Consider the following 19,698-nt stretch of genomic DNA (forward strand, 5'->3'; position numbering starts at 1 on the left):
ATTTTCCAGAATAGAAAGGAAGCTTATCCATGAGTACCAAAAGGAAGTTCAACGGAGACTGGCAGTTCAGCAAGCAGCCGCTTCAGACTGATTTGTCGAAGGCTGCGGCCAGTAACGATTGGATGCCGGTTACCCTGCCTCACGATTGGCTGATCTATGACACCCATAATCTCTATGAAAATGGTGAAGGCTGGTACCGCAAAACCCTTACACTCGATGAGGTTCCATCCTTAAGCCGCCTGTCGCTCCGCTTCGAGGGAATCTATATGAACTCCACGCTGTACGTTAACGGACATGTAGCCGGCACATGGAAATATGGATACTCCACCTTTGAATTTGACATCACTCCGTACCTGACGGCGGGCGACAATATCATTTATGTGCGCGTCATTCATGAGTCGCCCAATTCCCGCTGGTATTCGGGGGCAGGAATCTATCGCCCGGTATGGCTGATCACCTCCGCGCTAACCCATATCGCTCCCGATGGCATTTACATTGCTTCCCGGAAGACGGTCGGTGACTCCTGGACGGCGAACGTCGAGACTGAGCTGCGGCTCGGAAAAAACACGGAAGCTTCCCGGATGAAGCTGCGCCACAGCATTCTGGATGCTGAGGGAACGGTAATCACACGTGCGGAATCCGTTCCTCTCCCGGAGGACGGCGGCTTGGCCGCACAAGTCACTGCCAGTCTGACAGTAGAACAGCCATTGCTCTGGGATATCAACCGTCCCCATCTCTACAAGCTGAAGACCGAGCTTCTGGCCGGGGATGAGGTCATTGATGAGGAGCTGCAGACCTTCGGGTTCCGCACCATTGAGCTGGACAGTCAGACAGGCTTCTTCCTGAACGGCCGGCATGTCAAGCTTAACGGTATCTGCCAGCATCATGATCTGGGCTGCCTGGGAGCCGCCGTCAACAAGACAGCGCTGCGCAGACAGTTCGTCCTGCTGCAGGAGATGGGGGTCAATGCGATACGCACTGCCCACAATATGCCTGCGGTTGAACTGATGGAGCTGGCGGATGAGCTGGGCGTGCTTATCGTATCGGAAGCCTTTGATATGTGGGAGCGCCACAAGACTCCCTATGATTACGCCCGCTTCTTTCCCGGGTGGTGGAAGCAGGATGTTGCCAGTTGGGTGCGGCGGGACCGCAACCACCCCAGCCTGCTGATGTGGAGCATCGGCAATGAAATCTATGATACCCATGCGGACGCCCGGGGCCAGGAGGTCACCAGAGAGCTGATGGATGAAGTCTTGATCCACGATCCTAAGGGCAACGCCTTCGTGACGATTGGTTCCAACTACATGCCTTGGGAAAATGCGCAGAAATGCGCTGACATTGTTAAAGTCGCAGGCTACAACTATGCGGAGAAATATTATGAGCTTCACCATCAGGAGCATCCCGACTGGTTCATCTACGGCAGCGAAACCTGCTCTACGGTGCAGAGCAGAGGCATCTATCATTTCCCGCTGGCCCAGTCGGTACTGGCAGACGATGATGAGCAGTGCTCCGCTCTGGGGAACAGCTCTACAAGCTGGGGAGCAAAAAGTACGGAAAGCTGCATTATCTCGGACCGAGATGCGTCCTTTTCCCTTGGACAGTTTCTCTGGACCGGCTTCGATTATATAGGCGAGCCTACGCCTTACTTCACCAAAAATTCTTACTTCGGGCAATTGGATACGGCAGGGTTCCCCAAGGACTCTTATTACATTTATCAAGCCGAATGGACAGATTACCGTACACATCCAATGATCCACATCTTTCCTTACTGGGACTTCTCAGAGGGGCAGTTGATTGATGTGCGTGTCTGCTCAAATGCACCGCGGATTGAATTGTTCTTGAATGAGGTATCTCAAGGCAGCTTCGATATTGATCATGCCCACGGCCACAAGCTCCTCGGTGAATGGCAGATCCCTTACTCACACGGCAGCCTTCGTGCCGTTGCCTACGATGAACTTGGCAACGTAATTGCGACGGACCATATCTCCTCTTTTGGAGATGCTTCCTCGCTGGTGCTCACACCCGACAAGCAGGAATTTATCGCGGACGGCTCCGACTTGATTTTCGTGACCATCACCACGGCTGACCAGAAAGGACGCAGGGTCGAGAATGCAAACAACCGGGTTCATCTGACGGTAGAGGGCCCAGGGCGTCTGGTCGGCCTGGATAACGGGGACAGCACCGATTACGATCCATACAAAGGAACAAGCCGGCGGCTGTTCAGCGGCAAGCTGATGGCTGTGATTGCGAGCACCCATGAGACTGGCCCGATCACCCTGCGCTGCTCCTCACCAGGGCTTACTGAAGGAAAACTAATTCTGGAGGCTGTCCCTCACCAATCGGGCGGCTCCACAGAAGATGAACTGGTGCTTTATGCCGATTGTCCTTTGGAGGCGAAGGCGGCATACGGAGAAAATATGCCTAACCCGGATGAACTGGAAATCCCTGTACGCAAGCTGGAAATCATCTGCCCGGAAGGCAACCACCTGACGCCGGATCACCCTTCCCTTCCGGTCCGCGTCAAACTCCATCCGAGCAATGCTACCTATCAGGATGTACAATGGCGGGTAACCAATGCAGCGGGGATTGATGCCAATGCAGCTTCCATTGAGGTGAAGGGCCATGAGGCCGTGATTACTGGATTGGGAGATGGAGATGTCTATATCCGCTGCTCTACTGCAAATGGAGCGGATGGAATTCGTCTATATTCCCAGATGGAGTTCAAGCTCAGCGGTCTCGGGCAGCCTTGTCTGAATCCTTATGAATTCGTCTCTGCCGGCTATCATGGAAGCGCCAGCCGGAACCTGACCAACGGCAATGAACGCGGAGTTGCCACAGCCCGGGAGGGCGAGAGCCTAATCAGCTTTGAACGTCTGGATTTTGGCGACTATGGAGCGGATGAGATCATTCTGCCTATTTTCTCACTGGACGATCAAGAGTTTCCTATTGAAATATGGGAGGGCATTCCCGGAGAAGCTGGCGCTGAACTACTATCCATTGTCACCTACCAGAAACTGTCTCAATGGAATGTCTATCAGGAAGAAACCTACAAGCTGCCGAGACGTCTAACAGGAGTTACCTCCTTATCGTTTGTCCTGCGGCGGAAGATTCACTTGAAGGGCCTTCAGTTTGTTTATAAGTACAAAGCTTATGAACGCCTTGGCGCTCTGGAGAACAGCCGGATCTACGGCGATTCGTTCTCTGTTGCCGAGACGGACATCGAGGGCATCGGCAACAATGTTTCACTTATTTTTGACGGGATGGACTTCGGCGAACAGCAAAGCACGCGGCTGGTCATCTGCGGACGTTCTCCCCTTAAGAACAACACTCTGACTCTCTTGTTCAGCGGACCTCAAGGCGAGTCCAAGCAGCTTGTGGAGTTCGCCGGCTCAGACAGCTACACGGAACGGGAGTTTATACTGGAGCCAATCAGCGGCAAGCAGCAGGTAACCTTTTTATTCCTGCCCGGCAGCCAGTTTGACTTCAAGTGGTTTCAGTTCTACCACGCAAAGTAGAAACGGCTTTGCCGTCCTCTGAAAGAGGCGGCATTCGTTTCAGCGAGAAATATAAGGATGATTGATGGCGTGAAACATATAAATCCTTATATTTTTAAAAAATAACAGAGGAACATTCAAACACAGTTTGTTAATCAGCTGCGGTTTGGATGTTCCTCTTTGATTATTCGTTGAATCTATAAATCCATTATTTGTTGTCGTTCTCCAGCAGCTCCACAAGCACCTTCAATTCCTTGAACGTATCCATATACGCATAACATCCCCCGGTATATTCCCCCTTCTGCTGGAGCGGAAAGCCCTTACCTTCGAGCAGCATGATCTTCTCCTGCATGCCTTCGACCACAAAAGCAATATGCCTCCGTCGCTCCTCCGTTATACCGGGTCTGGGCAATATCTGCCGTATCCGTAACGATAATCTCCGGCTTTTCCAGTCCGAAGAAGCCCGCATACGCCTCGCTTACCTTCTCAATATCGTTCACCAAGATTCCAATCAAAGAAAAGAGAAGCTGCCGGGTCCTGACAGAGTTAATTCTTGGAGAGACAGCACTTCAACAAATCGTCGGTGACTCCAACCACTGAGCATACGGTCTGAGAGTTGCCTTTTTACTATACCTGTCTTAAGCAGCGCAGCAACTGTGTGGGCCCATACCTGCACCACCCTTATTTTTGCTTCATTGCAGCATGACCAAGTTCTCCTATACAGTAATATCCATAGGCTGTAACATGGAGGAAAGACTGCATTATTTCAAGCGCTTCCGGTTATGCACCGATCGGCACCTTCGACCGGATCAATTTCGTTCTTGTCTTTCCTATTATGGAGGAGATCGCTTTCCGGGGATTGGTACTGCCTGTCCTTGCCAGACATAACGTCCTTGAACAAGGGCTTCAGGTTTTCTATATTTTCTCTGTGAGTTTTGCGGTGATCATTACAGCCTTTTTATTCGCGGTAGCTTTTTATGCCAAAAAAAGAAGAGTTTCCGCTCCTACAAAGCAAGCGCCTCTTCCGTAATTTGTCTGAGATCAATTGGAGAAAGGGTTTCTTCATTCACCATGTCCGGCAGAATCTCCGCCAGAAAGTACTCGACGCATTTTAAATTAATGTTCTTGATCTTGATCAGGGCATTGCGGTACATCACCACAAATTCCTTCTCCGTATTCCCTCTTTGCAGCTCTGCAAAAGCCTCATACACCTGGTCCATCTTGTCGGCAACCTCCAGAATCAGCCCTTCAACGGTATTATCCTTACCCTCGCGCAGTTGTTGGTAGAAGATGCTTTTGAACTCCTCCGGAATATGCTCCTTAATGAAATTGTCGATCATTCCCTCTTCCACCTGCTGGATCAGCGAGCGGAGCTGCAGCGAAGAGTGCTTGACCGGAGTTTTGATATCGCCGATAAAAATCTCGCCGTAATCGTGGCTGCTCGTAATCTCATAGAGCTTCTTCCAGTCGATCACCGCGCCGTTTTTCTCCTCGATGTCCGCCAGAGTTTTCGCATATTGCACGACCTTCCAGGAATGAGCCGCTACGCTGTGCTCCTCGAATTTGAATTTGCCCGGACAGCGGATAATGCGCTCCAGCCCGTTCAGAGAACGGAAATATTGATGAATTCCCATGCTAGTCCTCCCTTGTCTTGATGTTGATATGCTCCGGTACTGTATAGTATAGGCCGACATTGTAAATTTCAAATAAACGGGCTGACAGGTTGTGTTAAAAAAGAACGCCCCTTTACTGGTGTATATTGGCACGTTCCCCGTCTTACTGCGGAAGCCATCCCCGACTTTGGTCGGGATTAAAGAACAGTCCTCAGGCCGTTTTGCAGCATCCCTAATAGCTTTACAATAAACACATAGACAACGGCTAAGACGAACTGCTACTAAGGATTACCCATATGAGAGGAAGAGATGAGATCATGAAAAAATTGTACCGTTCCGTAAGCGACAAAAGAATCAGCGGCATCTGTGGAGGTTTGGCCCGTTACCTGAATATCGACACTACCATTATCAGATTGCTGGTTGTCGCCGCTGCCCTGTTCAGCTTCGGCACCGTAGCATTCCTGTATATTCTGGCCAGTATCCTGATTCCTAAAGAGTCGTACAACAGCTACCCTGAAGGCTACGAGTTTTACTAATATCTATTAAAAAAGGAGAAATGAACATGAGTATCTTTCAAAGAATTACAACCCTGACCAAAGCGGCAATCCATGAAGGACTGAATAAATTGGAAGACCCGGTACTGCTGACCGGACAATATTTGCGGGATCTGGAAGGAAAGATAGCCGATGCCGAAAGCAAGCAGCGTGAGTTCAAAGCAGCAGCAAGCGTTCTGGAGCGGCGCATATACGAATATCAGGTACTGGCAGAGCGGAGCGAAGCTGAAGCCGTACAAGCGATGAGTGAAAATAATGAGCCTGCAGCCAGAGCAGCGGTTATGGCTAAAATCCGTTACACTGAGAGCCTTCAGGAATGCAATAAAGGCCTGGAAGAAACCCGCGAAGCCCTTGTGGTGCTGGAGAGCAATCTCCTGAATGCCAAAGAAGAGCATAAGCGGCTTAAAGCTAAAAGAGTCGAGCTGGCCGAACGTGCCCGTAAAGCGGCAGAACTGACGAAGCAATCCTCTGCAAGCGGCGGTTATAAAGCAAATGCCGGATATCCCGGACAAGTCTTGAATGCCGGTGCCGCCACACGCGGCTTCGAACGGATGGAAGATAAAATCAATGAATGGGAAGCGCAAGCGGAGAGCACCCGTCATTATTCCGCGGCAGCCGCCGAGTCTCCGCTGAACAGCGCGGTTGAGGCAGAGCTGGAACGGCTCCGCAGCCAGAAGCCTGGCGTTAGCAAATAAACTGGGGATTCATCCCCGAAAAAAAGGAACTTCCCCTGAATTACATGGGGCAAGTTCCTTTTTTTCAAACCTCCTGCATAGCCAGCCTTACTAAAAGACGCGCGCCATGCACCAGTACAGCTTCGTCAATATTGAAGTTTGGCTGGTGGATGGCATGTGTGATTCCCATCTCCTCATTGCCGCAGCCGATAAAAGCAAAGGCGCCAGAGACGCGATCCAGGTACCAGCCGAAATCCTCACCGGCCAGACTGGGTTGATTCAGTACAAGCACCTGATCTTCACCCAGCACCTCGCACGCCGCCCTGATAACCCGCTGCACGGCGTCTTTATCATTAAGTACCGAAATTCCCTCGCGCAGTTCCAGCTTCCAGCTTCCGCCTGAAGCAGCGGATATCGCTGCCGCCTGGCGTTTCAATCCCTCGGTAATTCTGGCAACAGTTGATTTGGAGAATGCTCTGAATGTCCCTGTCAGCAGGCTGCGTTCAGCAATAACATTAATCGCAGTCCCGGCATTCAATGTGCCAAACGCCAGCACCGCCGCTTCGGACGGATCAATTTGATTCGCCATTAGAGCATTGACCTCAGTTATGAATCGGGCGGCCATCTGGATCGCATCCACTGCCCGGTGCGGAGCGCTGTGATGTCCGGCAGTCCCCCGAAACTCCAGCTTGAAATGGCTGGAGGCCGCCATTGCATAGTCCGGATGAACACCAACCGTACCGGCCGGAAGCTCCGGCATCACATGCAGCGCGTAAGCATAATCCACTCCCTCCAGAATCCCGTCCTCAATCATATCGCGCCCGCCCGAGAGCAGTCTTCCATCCAGCGGACTTTGGACTGCCCCTTCTTCGGCGGGCTGGAAGATGAAGATCACCTTGCCGGATAGATGCTGGCGATACTCGGCCAAGGTTTTTGCCGCTCCTAACAGCATCGCGGTATGGGCATCGTGGCCACATGCATGCATGATTCCAGCATTCAGAGACTTATACGGCACCTCATTCTGCTCAGTAATCGGCAGAGCATCCATATCAGCCCGCAGCAGAATGGAAGGCCCGTCTCCCGCTGTTCCTTCAAGAGTACCAGCGACACCCATCCCGAAATGCTTGCCAACATTCCGCCGCACGGCAATCCCCCAACCCTCCAGAAGTTCAGCAACCTTGCTGGAAGTACGGGCAACATCGTACAAGAGCTCTGGATGGCGATGAAGATCACGGCGGATTGCAACCATTTCATCCTCAAGCAATCCGGTGAACCTCATCATTTCGGCAATATCCGGTTTTCGGAGCTTTGCGTGTCCCACGATGCCGTCACACCTGCGCTGCAGGTTCCGACGCTTTCGAATAACGGTTCTCCGGTATAGGGAGACCGAGATTGCCCCGCAGGGTATCGCTCTCATACTCGGTGCGGAACAAACCACGCTCCTGCAGGATAGGCACCACCCGGTCCACGAATTCCTCCAGCCCGTTCGGTACTGCGGCTCCCAGCATAAACCCGTCTGCCGCTCCGCCCTCGAACCAGGCCTGAATCTGATCGGCCACCTGCACCGGCGTTCCGATGAAGCTGCTGCGCGGAGTGGCGGATTGCAGCGCGACCTCGCGCAGGGTCAAGCCCTTCTCTTTGGCATCTTTTTTGATTTTATCCGTGCCGCTCTGGAAGCTGTTTCGCCCCAAATCACCTAGCTCAGGGAAAGGCTCATCCAGCGGATATTGCGAGAAATCATGATGCTCGAAGAATCTTCCCAGATAGTTCAGCGCGTTCTCAATCGTCACCAGCCCGGCAATCTCCTGGTATTTGCGCTCCGCTTCCTCCGGCGTGTCACCAAGGATGGGGGCAATTCCCGGGAAGATCAAGACCTCATCAGGATTACGTCCGAACGAAGCCACACGAGCCTTAACATCTCTGTAGAACTCCTGCGCTTCCTCCAATGTTTCTTGTCCGGTGAAGATGGCATTGGCCTCCTTCGCGGCATAGTTTTTCCCGACCTCCGAAGAGCCTGCCTGGAAAATAACCGGCTGCCCCTGCTTCGAGCGGGCGATATTCAACGGTCCTTTGACCGAGAAGAACTCACCTTCGTGGTTCAACGTGTGTAATTTTTCCGGATCAAAAAAGACACCCGACTCCTTGTCGCGGACAAACGCGTCATCCTCCCATGAATCCCACAAGCCGCGCGCCACCTCCAAATATTCGGCCGCAATCCGGTACCGCTTGCCATGGTCGGGATGCTCCTTCTTGCTGTAATTCGATGCAGAGCCTTCCAGCGGCGAAGTCACCACATTCCAGCCTGCACGTCCGCCACTGATAACATCCAGCGATCCGAATTGGCGCGCTACGGTAAAAGGCTCACTATAGGAGGTGGACAAGGTCCCTACCAGGCCGATTTTGCTGCTGACTCCCGCAAGTGCGCTAAGAATAGTCAGTGGCTCGAAGCGGTTCAGGAAATGAGGAATGGATTTCTCATTAATGTACAAGCCGTCTGCGATGAAGATCAGGTCCAGCTTGCCTGCTTCAGCCTTTTGCACCCATTGCTTGTAAAGCTCAAAGTTCACGCTGGCATCCGGCTTGGCATCAGGGTGCCGCCACATCGACGTACCGCCCCCAACCCCGTGCAGCAGCGCTCCCAGCTTCAGTTGTTTTGGCTTAGTCATGTTATTTCCTCCTTATCGGGGTCTGGTCGTAACTGCGGGGAATGTTTGGACTTCCGGCCGCTGCCCGTCTGCAGATTTCTTGATTGTTACCGCTCTTCGCGGTGGAAATCCGCAGACAAAGGCGGACGCTCTCGCTCCGTAAGTATCCAAACTTCCCCTCCGTCACTTCTGCCCTTTTTATATTTTCTTTAGTTTATATAATTTTATAGTTAACTCAATGAGACAGCATCCGCGCCCTGCTTGATCCGTTCGATCTGGGCCAGATGAGTCTGCACATGCGCCGTAAAGCTGCGGACAATATCCGTAATGCTGACGGTTTCCCCTTTGAAGTTAATGCCGCTTTTCTTCCATTCTTGATCGCTCAGCCGTCCAAACAGCAGACTATTATAATGAAGCAAGCTGCGGAACAGCTCCAGGCTGTCTGCGGCATTCCCCTGATTCGCATGCTGTCCGCTAACCCAGGCATCCTGGTTAAAAGCCGGTAGCTGCACCTTGGTATCCGCCAGAATATCCCGGATGCGGAACGAAACCACGATGCTGTGATCGGCCAGATGGGCCAGCACCTCGGTTACACTCCAGCTAGCCGGTGCCGCTTTCCACTTTAGCTGTTCGTCCGTCAGGCCCTCTATCGCCTGTACCAATTGCTGATGAGTATTCAGATAGCCCTCGATCTGCACACTGCTCATTAGATCCCCTCCAAAGTAAGTCCCGCTTGCGATTGACCCGGCAACGTGTCAAAGCGGGCCAAAGAAAATGGCCGGATATTCTGTCCGGTCCGTCCGGTTGTCGCCAAATCCGCCAATATTTCGCCTACGACGCTGGAAAACTTGAATCCATGTCCCGAGAATCCCCCAGCCAGCAGCACATTCGCATAAACCGGATGGCGGTCGATAATGAAATCCTCATCGGGCGTATGCTCATATTTGCAGACCGCCCCTTTCAGCAGCCGGCCAGCGGCACCGGGCATATAAGCCTCCAGTACGCGGCGAAGATCGCCTTCGTCACTCTCCTCGCTGCCGAAAGGCGGCAGCGGATCGCCCGGCTTCCACTCCTGGCCCGTGTCATGGCGGCCAATCTTTAGCCCTGCCCCGCCAATGCTGGGAAAGCCGTAAAAGCCGCCCTCCTCCGCACCAAGCGTGAAGCCGGGAAAGCTTCCGGCATTAAAGTCCGGTGTGCTCTGAAACCAGCCAACCACCTTGCGGACCGCCTTAATCGGCAGTGTAATAAACGGCGATAAAGTCCCAAACCAGGCACCGGCACTAAGAACAGCGGTGGCGGCGTGATAGTCGCCATCTCTGGTATGGACAGTGACGCTTCCTTCCCGGGCAGTCACATTCTGCACGGGTGTATTCGGCAGCAGCTCTGCGCCGTGCGCCAGCGCAAGCTGACGGTATACCTCGATGCACTTCTCGCTGTAGAGATATCCGGCATCCGGCTCGTACATCGCCTCGAAGCGGTCCGGGATGCTTAGTCCCGGCCAGCGGTAGCGGATTTCCGCCGCATCCAGCCGCTCGACCCTTACCTTCCGCTTCTCCGCTTCCGCAAGGCGGCCGCTGAAGGAATACACATTGCTGTCCGCCAGATTCAGCACACCTGAGCGTACAAGCAGCTCCGTTCCACTTTGCTCTTCCGCTTCCTTCCACAGAGCATCGGCCCGGAGGGCCATGTCAATATAAGTAGGATCACCGCTGTAGGCATGTCTGATCAGCCGCGGCTCTCCGTGATGGCTTCCCTGCGTATGCGGCGGATCAAACGCATCAATGAGCAGCGTTCGTACACCGCGCCGGGCAAGCTGATATCCGGCGCTCATGCCCATAGAACCGGCGCCAACGATAATAACGTCATAACTCCGGTAAGCCGCTATACTCCCGCACCCCCTTCGGCAGAGAAGCGTTCGAGCACACGCACAGCGAGGCCGGTGAAGAAATCGGCGGCTACCGGCAGCGCCGACTCATCCAATTCGAATGCGGGGTGATGCCACTCCCGGCTACCGGCAGTGCCCACAAATACAAACAGTCCGGGAACCACACGCTGATAAAAGGCAAAATCCTCACCAGCCGGCGATGGCACCGGCTTCACGGAAGTGTAGCCCAGTGCCGCCGCCGACTCCTCCCCAAGCTGTGCCAGCAAAGCGTCATTGACAACTGGAGGCGGTCCGCCAATCCAGCGCACGCTAGCTTCTGCCCCGAAGGCGGCAGCAACACCGGTCGCCACCTGCCGGAAACGCTCCAGCACTGTGCTGCGCACCGCTTCATCGAAGGTGCGGATTGTGCCCTCCAGCACCGCCGTCTCGGGGATGATGTTCCACGAATTTCCGCTGTGAAGCTGCGTAACACTGATTACCGCGCTTTGTAGTGCGCTGACATTGCGGCTGACGATGCTTTGTAGCGCAGCTACGATATGCGATGCCGCCACGATAGGGTCCACACTTGTCTCCGGCACTGCCGCATGGGAGCCGGCCCCTTTTATCTCCACGGCAAAACCATCTGCGGCGGCCATTAGCGGACCGCTCTTGATCCCAATCGTCCCTACCGGCAGCTCAGGCTTATTATGCATCCCGATCACCGCGCGAACGCCTTCCAATGCTCCGCTGTCTATGACCTGCTGCGCGCCTTTTGCCTTTTCCTCGGCTGGCTGGAACAGGAAGCGGACCGTCCCTTTTAGTTGACTCTCCTGCTGCTTCAACTGATAGACAGCCCCGAGCAGGGCTGCTGTATGGAAATCATGTCCGCAGGCATGCATTTTGCCGGAATACAGCGAAGCATAGGGCAAGCCGGTTTCCTCCTGAATCGGCAGCGCATCAATGTCGGCCCGCAGGGCAATCACCGGCCCGCCCTGCAATCCGCCCACCTCTGCGATAACTCCCGTCTTCAGCCCGTAGTCAACAATCGTCACACCAGCCTGCTCCAGCAGAGAAATGAGGTATTTCGTCGTTTCATATTCTTCATTGGACAGCTCGGGGTGCCGGTGCAGATGACGGCGGATTTCAATCAAGGTCTCACTTAACGCCTCCGCGCCGAATTTCAGTGTTGTATTGGTCATAGCCCCTATGCCTCCGCAGGCACTTCAGCAAGCGCTTCGCTTAGCAGCTCAAAGGAACGGACCCGCTTCTCAAAGGGATGCACATTGGTTGTCACGATAAGCTCTTCAACACCGGAAGCCTCGGCTAACGCCAATAGCTGCCCGCGGACGGATTCCTTTGTGCCTTTGGTAATCTCAGGCTCCCGCTCTTCCAGCGTATAGGCTTCCTTGCTCTGCCGCGTGAATTCCTCGGCCTGCTCACGAGTTGCAACCGTCAGCGTCTTGCCGCTTGCAAGATGAATCCGGATCAGCTTGTGCGCCCCGGCCAGCTCCTTCGCCTCCTCTTCTGATTCGGCTGCCAGCACAGCAAGGGCAAGAATCGCATGCGGCTTCTTACCCTGCGAAGTATCAAACCTGCTGCGGTAGGCTTGAATCGCTTCCACAGCCACCGCCTGATCTCCGCCGATGAACAAAGAGAACACATACGGCAGTCCCAGCTCGGCGGCGATTTCGGCGCTCGCTACACTCGCGCCCAGCACGTAAAGCTCAGGTGGAGTACCCGGGATCGGACCCGCCTTCAGCCCGAACAGCGGATGCTCCTCCTCCAGCCGGTTATGCACATATTTCTCAAGCTCAATAATTTTATCCGTCAAGGAAGCCGCTTCTTCTGCTCCCTGCCGCAGCGCCTGTGTGCTCCGGGGCAACCCTCCGGGTGCGCGCCCGACCCCCAGATCCACACGGCCCGGAGCGAGCGTAGCCAGCACATTGAAATTTTCCGCTACCTTATAAGGGCTGTAGTGCTGCAGCATGATGCCGCCGGAGCCGATTCGAATGCTCTCTGTCTTCGCCAAGAGATGGGAGATCAGCACCTCCGGTGAGGAGCCGGCCACCTGCTCGGAGTCATGATGCTCCGAAACCCAGAATCGGCGGAAGCCCAGCCGCTCGGATAACTGCGCCAGCTTGACTGTATGCTGAAAGGCTTCCTCCGGCGTTTCTCCGGGATAGATTGGACTTTGATCCAGTACGCTTATTGTAATAGCCATGAGATTGCCTCCTAAATGGAATAGTTCAGCTCCGGCGTGATCCGCTTCAGAAACTGCTTCGTTCTTTCTTCCCGTGGATGGTTGAACACCTCTACTGGTGTCCCCTCTTCGACAATGACCCCGCCATCCATGAACACCACGTGATTCGCCACATCACGGGCAAAGCCCATTTCATGAGTCACCACAATCATCGTAATGCCTTCCTTGGCGATCTTGCGGATGACGGCCAGCACTTCACCCACCAGCTCCGGGTCCAGCGCAGACGTAGGCTCGTCGAACAAAATCACTTCCGGCTCCAGCGCCAGAGCGCGGGCGATACCGACCCGCTGCTGCTGACCTCCTGACAGTTGGCTCGGATAAGCATCCAGCTTGGCTCCAAGGCCGACCTTCTCCAGCAGCGCTACACTTTTGCTCCGCGCTTCCTCCTTCGGCAGCTTTTTCACGACAAGCAGCCCTTCCATCACATTCTCCAGCGCTGTCTTGTGCCGGAACAGATTGTACTGCTGGAAGACCATCGCCGTTTTTTGCCGCAGCTGATGAATCTCTTTCTTGCGGACATGCCGGCAATCCACCTTGAAATCACCGATGGCAATTTCTCCACCGCTCGGCTTCTCCAGGTAATTTACACAGCGCAGCAGCGTTGTTTTGCCTGAGCCGCTGGGTCCGAGAATGACGACCACCTCGCCTTTGGTAACGGTTAGATCAATATTGTTCAGCACCTGATGGCGTCCGAAGGACTTGGAAAGATGCTCAATCTTAATCATACGACTCCACCTCGATTGTATAGATTGATCCGCTTTTCAATCAGGGCTGTCACCCGTTCGATCAGGAACGTTAATCCCCAGAATATAAGGGCCGCCGCCAGATAAGCCTCAAAAAACTTCCAGTTCGTCGAGGCCACAATCTGTGCCTGGGCGTTAATCTCCACGACCGATACGGTAAAAGCAAGCGTTGAACCATGCAGCATGCCGATAACCGAATTGGACAGATTGGGCAAGCTCGCCGCCAAAGCCTGAGGAAATACAATCCGCCGCAGCGCCTGGGGCGTGGTCATGCCTACGGAATGGGCGGCTTCGATTTGACCGCGGTCTACAGCCAGCAGACCGGAACGGACCACCTCGGACATATAAGCGCCTGCCGTAATCGAGAATGAAATATAGGCAAAGCCGATCATCGGAATGGAGACCGACCTGAAGCCCCAGCCAAAATAAACCGCCAGTCCGTCGATAAGCATCGGAAGCCCGAAATAGATCAGCAGCAAATGGGTAAGCATTGGCGTACCCCGGATAAAGGTGACATACCCTACAGCGAGGGGATACAGAAATGGGACTTTGTAAATCCGGATCAGAGCTACGACAGTCCCGATGATGAATCCGACGAGCACTGAGACAATCGTAATATACAGTGTCGTGGGGATTGCCGTCAGAATCTGTAGAAATGCCGTCCAAATAAATGAAGGGTCCAGCTTCATAATCCGCCACCTCCTTTACCCGATCCCAGCTCTGCAATGATCCGCCGAGAAGAACTGAATTTTTGCAGCCTGAACATTCTTCTCACGGGACTGCTGCTTGCCTCATGCCGCAAGAGACGGCGTTCCGCCACCAGCAGCAGCTTCTCTATCGTATAGCTAATCACCAGATAAATAAGAGCAAGCGCAATATAGGTTTCGATAAAATGCTGGCTAATGCTGCCCAGTGTCTGCGCCTTCCCGGTCATTTCCATCACTCCAAGGGTAAAGGCGAGCGAGGTATCCTTCAGCAGCGCAATCACCAGATTAGAGAATACTGGAACTGCGATTCCCAGTGCCTGTGGCAGCACAATCCGCGAAAAAGCCTGATAGGACGTCATTCCCGACGCATACGCCGCTTCTACCTGCCCTCTGTCCACAGCCGTTACCGAAGCGCGGATCATCTCAGACATAAAGGCTCCGCTGTGCAGCCCGTAAGTCAGAATCACAAAGAACAGCACCGGCGTCCGGGTTACATCCAGATGAACCAGCTTCAACACTTCAGGCAGACCGTAATAGAACAAGAACAGTTGGATTAGAATCGGCGTTCCCCGGAAAAAAGAGATATAAATCTCCGCACAGGTCTTCAGGACCGGCACCTTATACAGGCGGGGAAGGGCAATGAGAAATCCGACAAGGATACCTACCAGCAGCGAGCAGGCAACAATCAGAAGTGTTGTGCTTAGCGTACTCAGCAGCTTTGGCAAAAAAGAGAATACATAGCTGATATCAAACGGCGCGCCCATACCGCACCCCCTTCCCCCTAGTTATCGTTCTGATCACTTAACCGTAGTTGCGGTAACATCCGCTCCCAGCCACTCCGTGCTCAGCTTGCCAAGCGTGCCGTCTGCCTTCAGTTCCTTGATGGCTCCGTCAATGGCATCCGACAGCTTCTGCGAATCGGCATCATTCTTGCGGAAGACGTACAAGATATCAGCGGAGGACAGCTCGTCGCCAGTGGCTTTCAGCTTATTCTGCGGATCAATGATCGGCAGGACAAAATCTGCAGCGAGCGTAGCGTCCACCCGTCCCGAGCTAATCTGGCTCACTGTATCATTGGCTGCGCCGTTCTGATAGACAATGTTAATCGCATTATCATGCTCTTTGTTATAGTTCTCCAGTATTTGCGCCTCCGCGCTGGTTGCGCCAGTCAGCACCTTTTTACCTTTCAGGTCATCAAGCGAATGAATCGAATCATTGTCTTTGGCGACAACAATACGGTTTCTCCAGTGGGCGTAGGGTTCTTTGTTAAAAGAGTACTTCTGCTCTCTCTCCGGGTTCTTCTCCATGACATGGGCGACCAGATCAATCTTTTTGGTCTCCAGGCTCAGCAGCAGGTTGCTGAAATCCATCGTCTGCAGATCAAATTCATATTGCGGCAGACGGTTGTCGATTTCCTTAATCAGTTCCACATCAAAGCCCGTCAGCTTGCCGTTCTCGTCAATGAAGCATACCTTCGGGAACCCGGTGCCTGTGCCGACGACGATCTTGGTCACTTTGGCCGGCTCAGCTGTTGCGGCAGATGCTTCTGCCGAAGCTTGTGGCGCTGCTCCAGATGCATTGCCGCTCTTACTGCTGTTCGCGCTGTTATTGTTCGCGCCGCAGCCGGCAAGCGCCAGCGTCAAAATCAATAAATTGGCCAGTAAGATCGTCTTCTTCATCTTGTTATCCCCTTTGAATGTAAAATGGTTTGTTTATAATCCATATAGATTTAGTCGGATTATATGCAATTAACTTTATCACTGCATGTAGCCATGCGCTAATAGAGTTTTTTAATCCATTTATATAATAAGTCGATTAAGCGGTTTACCCGGCACCAGCTCCAGCAGAGTTTCGATAAATCCGGCATGCTCCCCATTCAGGGAGATCAGGCTGGTCCGTAAGGAGATGCCCTCCGTCTCGGCAATATCCACCCGGATCAATGTTCCTGCTTCCACTTCCTCCTGCACACTCAAGGCCGGCAAAAAGCAAATGCCCGCTTTTCGGATCACCAGCTTCTTGGCCGTCTCCAGATTATCCACCTGATACACAATATTCGGCGGCTGCTCCATGCTCCCGAACACGCGGTGCAGCCGCATCCAGTCCAAAGAGCCGCATTCGAAGAAAACAAGCGTCTCCTCACGGATGCTCTGAATGGAAATACGGCGCGTCTCCGTCTGAGCCAGCGGATGCCCCGCATACACATACAGTGAAATGGGGTCCTCGCAGAATGGATAAGCCTGTATTGCCGGATTGACCACCTTGCGGATAAAAGCCAGATCAATATCCTTCGCTTTCAGCTTGTCAATCAAAGCCTCCGTGGATGCCGTCGTCAGCTTGATATTAAGGTTCGGATAAGCTTTCTTCAAATGAAGCAGAAGCTGAGGCATCAGATAATTGGAGACCGATACCGTGCTGCCGATTCTCAGTTCATCCGGCACATGACCTTTCGATTGGAGATGATGCTTGCCGGATTGATAGACCTGCAGAATTTGCTGCGCATAGGGGAGAAACTGCCTGCCTTTGTCCGTGAGCTGGATCTGCTTGCCCTGCCGCTCGAACACTCTGCAATCCAGCTCGCGCTCAAGCGACTGAATACGGGCAGTAACCGTGGGCTGTGAAATATACAGGACATCCGCAGCCTTATTGAAGCTCCCGTAATGGTTGATATAGACAAATGCCTCAATATTTTCGATGTTCAATAGTAGCCCCCCTCAGTAACACCCTAGAAATATCAACTATTCCAATCGTTTAACAATGAATTAAAAGTGTGCTCGCCTATAGATTTAGTTAATATCTTATTCACCGGTCCTTTTTTTGTCAACAGACTTCTCATGCGATTATTCAGAAAAACCATTAAAAAAATCACAAATCAAGATAGAACTTTTCTATTCATTGATCAGAATGTTTAAATTCCACTTATATTCATCGGATTTCTCGATTATAATAAACCTCAATCCTTTCAATTTGATAAACAGGGGGGCGCGACATGTCCAGCTCAAAAGAGATTATTATTCGTGAAGCAGTCGATTCCGACCGTGAAGCCATTGCGGGAGTTTTGCTGGAGGCGTATGGGCAATATTCAGCTGTTCTGCCAGAGCCGTACTGGATAGAGTATCGCGATTCCATCCTTATGTCGGTCCACGGAACAGCTCCAGCAGCACGGATTATTGCTGAAATAGATCAACAGATTGTAGGCAGTGTACTGCTGTTCCTCTCCTCAGAGGAGGCTTACGGCAGACCGGATCTGGGCATCCATTCGCCGATTATTCGTTTGCTGGCTGTTTCACCGGGCGCCCGGGGCCGCGGCATTGCCGCCTTGCTGATCCATGAGGCTGTCAGAAGATCCCTGGAGCTTGGAGCCGTTACCCTGAACCTTCACACATCAGACATGATGGCTTCAGCCATTAAGCTATACGAGAGACTGGGCTTCGAGCGGGCCTTCGAGACGGATATTATGAACGGCACAACCCTGGTAAAAGGGTATCGCCTCGACCTGGAAGCATTCTCTTTGCAGCAGGCAGAACAAACCTCCACGTCATAAAACAGGGCAATCTTTGCTTCCTGTCTAGAGAATCCGCTTCTCCTTTGCCGCCTTAAGCCAGAGGGGGAATTCGTTCAAAAGCTGATCATAAAGCTCCTCATCGGAAACCTCCTCAATGCGGTCCAGGTGTATAAAATTTGCATTGTCTACAAGCCGTCCGGTCATCGTATCGAGCTGCTTTAGCACTTCGAAGTCGGAATCACCTATACCTACAAATTGCCAAAAAATCGGTTGTATCGATGCCTCCATAATCACTTTTCTGGTCAGCCTTACTACGCCACCATCATTAATAAAAATAATGAATACTGGTGTTGAATCCTTTTCTTCTTGGGTATACTTGCGGATCACATCCTCCATAACAACAAATCCATAGTCCCACCCCTTGTCATCTCAGCATATTACCAGTTCTGCATAGATAAGGAATACCATATCCGCTATACTTTGTAAATTCAATAGATTGTATTTACCGCTCTGCTCCTTTAATATGAACCTATACATAATAGTTAAGGGGCTTTATCTATGAATTTCACTGCAATTGACTTTGAAACTGCGAATTCCAGCCGCTCCAGCGCTTGTGCATTGGGGCTTGTTCAAGTCAGAGACGGGGCAATAAGCGCCGAGCACGTATGGCTGATCGACCCGCAGCAGCGCTTTGACGGCATGAATATTGCGATTCACGGCATAACCCCCTCGATGGTTGAGGGCAAACCTACCTTTGACGAGCTGTGGCCTACCCTGGAACCATTGCTGCAGGGAGAGATCGTTGTGGCGCACAATGCTTCCTTTGATATGAGTGTCCTGCGTTACTGTCTGGATGGGACCGCCTTCAGCTACCCTGCTTTTCAATATTTATGCTCCTACCTGCTGGCTAAAAAAATTCTTCATGAGCTGCCCTCCCATAAGCTCGATGTAGTATCTCAGCATTTCGGAATCGGCCTGAAGCATCATGATGCTCTGGACGATGCCCGCGCCTCGGCCTCCATACTGCTCAAGCTGATGGAGATGGATGGACAAGCCGATCCCCTGTTGCTCGCGGGGAGCCAAGGCTATACGGCCGGAACGATGTATGCGGGCGGCTATACCCCGTTCAAGGCTCCGCCCAAGAAAACCACCAAAAAAGCCGCAGCCAAGAAAAGCGCTCCGCTGCCTCCCGCCCGTCCGGCAAAAGGAGCCTCTACCTGGAGCAATTTCTTCTGAAATTGCTCAGCCTCCAGCGCTTCCGAACACACCAAACCCCCGATCCATTTCAGCGGATCGGGGGTTTTGCTTACTCCACAACTATATCAGTTGAACTAAAAAACATAAAAAGGGTAGGAGTGCGGAGGGGAATTTTGGAACTGGAGGAGCGATAGCGTCCGCCTTTATATTTGGATTTCTACCGCGCCCAGCAGTTTCAATCAGGAAATCCAAATATAACAGCGGCCGGAAGTCCAAACATTCACCGCAGTAACGACCAGACCCCAATATGAAAATCTAAAGTTCAACTTATATAGATCTATATCCATTGAACTTGAAAACCTACTAAAAAGGGTAAGGAACGGAGGGGAATTTTGGAACTGTAGGAGCGATAGCGTCCGCCTTTGTCTTCAAGTTTCATCCGCTA

19 protein-coding genes and 1 pseudogene are annotated in these 19,698 nt (G+C 52.6%); 6 read left to right on the forward strand and 14 right to left on the reverse strand.

All coding sequences use genetic code 11. From position 1 onward, the window contains the following. Positions 1-29: 29 nt before the first annotated feature. Entirely contained in the window at positions 30-3,515 is a 3,486-nt protein-coding gene (locus tag ACX1DY_RS11575) for a sugar-binding domain-containing protein (protein ID WP_458964351.1), read from the forward strand. Positions 3,516-3,702: 187 nt separating this feature from the next. On the opposite strand, the pseudogene ACX1DY_RS11580 reads toward ACX1DY_RS11575, so the two are convergent. Beyond that, positions 3,703-4,045 (reverse strand): annotated as a pseudogene (locus ACX1DY_RS11580) (VOC family protein). A gap of 257 nt (positions 4,046-4,302) precedes the next feature. On the opposite strand from ACX1DY_RS11580, the gene ACX1DY_RS11585 reads away from it, so the two are divergent. Then, a complete protein-coding gene (locus ACX1DY_RS11585; protein ID WP_458964619.1) occupies positions 4,303-4,524 on the forward strand; it encodes a CPBP family glutamic-type intramembrane protease in 222 nt (73 codons plus the stop codon). Here the strand turns inward: ACX1DY_RS11585 and ACX1DY_RS11590 are convergent. Continuing rightward, the gene (locus tag ACX1DY_RS11590; RefSeq protein ID WP_458964352.1) at positions 4,499-5,128 is read right to left on the reverse strand and encodes a YfbR-like 5'-deoxynucleotidase; all 630 of its coding nucleotides are present in this window, start codon (positions 5,126-5,128) and stop codon (positions 4,499-4,501) included. The genes ACX1DY_RS11585 and ACX1DY_RS11590 overlap by 26 nt on opposite strands. A 296-nt stretch (positions 5,129-5,424) precedes the next feature. Here ACX1DY_RS11590 and ACX1DY_RS11595 point away from each other — a divergent pair, with 296 nt between their 5' ends. Together ACX1DY_RS11595 and ACX1DY_RS11600 are read left to right on the forward strand one after the other, a co-directional pair. After that, on the forward strand, positions 5,425-5,643 hold the full coding sequence (locus ACX1DY_RS11595) for a PspC domain-containing protein (protein WP_458964353.1): 219 nt from the start codon (positions 5,425-5,427) through the stop codon (positions 5,641-5,643). A gap of 26 nt (positions 5,644-5,669) precedes the next feature. After that, the gene (locus tag ACX1DY_RS11600; RefSeq protein WP_458964354.1) at positions 5,670-6,356 is read left to right on the forward strand and encodes a PspA/IM30 family protein; all 687 of its coding nucleotides are present in this window, start codon (positions 5,670-5,672) and stop codon (positions 6,354-6,356) included. A 64-nt stretch (positions 6,357-6,420) separates the two neighbouring features. On the opposite strand, the gene ACX1DY_RS11605 is transcribed toward ACX1DY_RS11600, so the two are convergent. The 11 genes from ACX1DY_RS11605 to ACX1DY_RS11655 all read right to left on the reverse strand — a co-directional run bounded on the left by ACX1DY_RS11605 (position 6,421) and on the right by ACX1DY_RS11655 (position 17,253). Then, positions 6,421-7,656 carry a M20 metallopeptidase family protein gene (locus ACX1DY_RS11605; protein WP_458964355.1) on the reverse strand — a complete coding sequence of 412 codons (1,236 nt, stop codon included), beginning with the start codon at positions 7,654-7,656 and terminating at the stop codon, positions 6,421-6,423. Between the two features lie 7 nt (positions 7,657-7,663). Next, positions 7,664-9,001 carry an LLM class flavin-dependent oxidoreductase gene (locus tag ACX1DY_RS11610; RefSeq protein ID WP_458964356.1) on the reverse strand — a complete coding sequence of 446 codons (1,338 nt, stop codon included), beginning with the start codon at positions 8,999-9,001 and terminating at the stop codon, positions 7,664-7,666. A gap of 209 nt (positions 9,002-9,210) precedes the next feature. Beyond that, positions 9,211-9,687, reverse strand: a complete 477-nt coding sequence (locus ACX1DY_RS11615; protein ID WP_458964357.1) for a DinB family protein — start codon at positions 9,685-9,687, stop codon at positions 9,211-9,213. Next, a complete protein-coding gene (solA, locus tag ACX1DY_RS11620) occupies positions 9,687-10,865 on the reverse strand; it encodes an N-methyl-L-tryptophan oxidase (protein ID WP_458964620.1) in 1,179 nt (392 codons plus the stop codon). Before solA ends, ACX1DY_RS11615 begins: the two co-directional genes overlap by 1 nt. Next, on the reverse strand, positions 10,862-12,043 hold the full coding sequence (locus ACX1DY_RS11625; protein WP_458964358.1) for an amidohydrolase: 1,182 nt from the start codon (positions 12,041-12,043) through the stop codon (positions 10,862-10,864). Before ACX1DY_RS11625 ends, solA begins: the two co-directional genes overlap by 4 nt. Before the next feature lie 5 nt (positions 12,044-12,048). Continuing rightward, complete coding sequence (locus tag ACX1DY_RS11630; protein ID WP_458964359.1) at positions 12,049-13,065, reverse strand: LLM class flavin-dependent oxidoreductase; 1,017 nt, start codon at positions 13,063-13,065, stop codon at positions 12,049-12,051. Positions 13,066-13,076: 11 nt separating this feature from the next. Next, positions 13,077-13,829: an amino acid ABC transporter ATP-binding protein gene (locus ACX1DY_RS11635; RefSeq protein ID WP_458964360.1), complete on the reverse strand. Its 753-nt coding sequence runs from the start codon at positions 13,827-13,829 to the stop codon at positions 13,077-13,079. Continuing rightward, on the reverse strand, positions 13,826-14,536 hold the full coding sequence (locus ACX1DY_RS11640; protein ID WP_458964361.1) for an amino acid ABC transporter permease: 711 nt from the start codon (positions 14,534-14,536) through the stop codon (positions 13,826-13,828). Before ACX1DY_RS11640 ends, ACX1DY_RS11635 begins: the two co-directional genes overlap by 4 nt. After that, positions 14,533-15,318 carry an amino acid ABC transporter permease gene (locus ACX1DY_RS11645; protein ID WP_458964362.1) on the reverse strand — a complete coding sequence of 262 codons (786 nt, stop codon included), beginning with the start codon at positions 15,316-15,318 and terminating at the stop codon, positions 14,533-14,535. The genes ACX1DY_RS11640 and ACX1DY_RS11645 overlap by 4 nt, the downstream gene beginning before the upstream one ends. A gap of 33 nt (positions 15,319-15,351) precedes the next feature. After that, entirely contained in the window at positions 15,352-16,233 is an 882-nt protein-coding gene (locus tag ACX1DY_RS11650; RefSeq protein ID WP_458964363.1) for a transporter substrate-binding domain-containing protein, read from the reverse strand. Positions 16,234-16,353: 120 nt separating this feature from the next. Further along, positions 16,354-17,253: a LysR family transcriptional regulator gene (locus ACX1DY_RS11655; protein WP_458964364.1), complete on the reverse strand. Its 900-nt coding sequence runs from the start codon at positions 17,251-17,253 to the stop codon at positions 16,354-16,356. Positions 17,254-17,540: 287 nt separating this feature from the next. On the opposite strand from ACX1DY_RS11655, the gene ACX1DY_RS11660 reads away from it, so the two are divergent. Continuing rightward, positions 17,541-18,095, forward strand: a complete 555-nt coding sequence (locus ACX1DY_RS11660; protein WP_458964365.1) for a GNAT family N-acetyltransferase — start codon at positions 17,541-17,543, stop codon at positions 18,093-18,095. A gap of 24 nt (positions 18,096-18,119) precedes the next feature. On the opposite strand, the gene ACX1DY_RS11665 is transcribed toward ACX1DY_RS11660, so the two are convergent. Next, entirely contained in the window at positions 18,120-18,452 is a 333-nt protein-coding gene (locus ACX1DY_RS11665) for a VWA domain-containing protein (protein ID WP_458964366.1), read from the reverse strand. Positions 18,453-18,614: 162 nt separating this feature from the next. Here ACX1DY_RS11665 and ACX1DY_RS11670 point away from each other — a divergent pair, with 162 nt between their 5' ends. Then, entirely contained in the window at positions 18,615-19,292 is a 678-nt protein-coding gene (locus ACX1DY_RS11670; protein ID WP_458964367.1) for a 3'-5' exonuclease, read from the forward strand. Positions 19,293-19,698: the final 406 nt, after the last annotated feature.

The sequence above is a fragment of the Paenibacillus sp. BAC0078 genome (assembly GCF_054483875.1).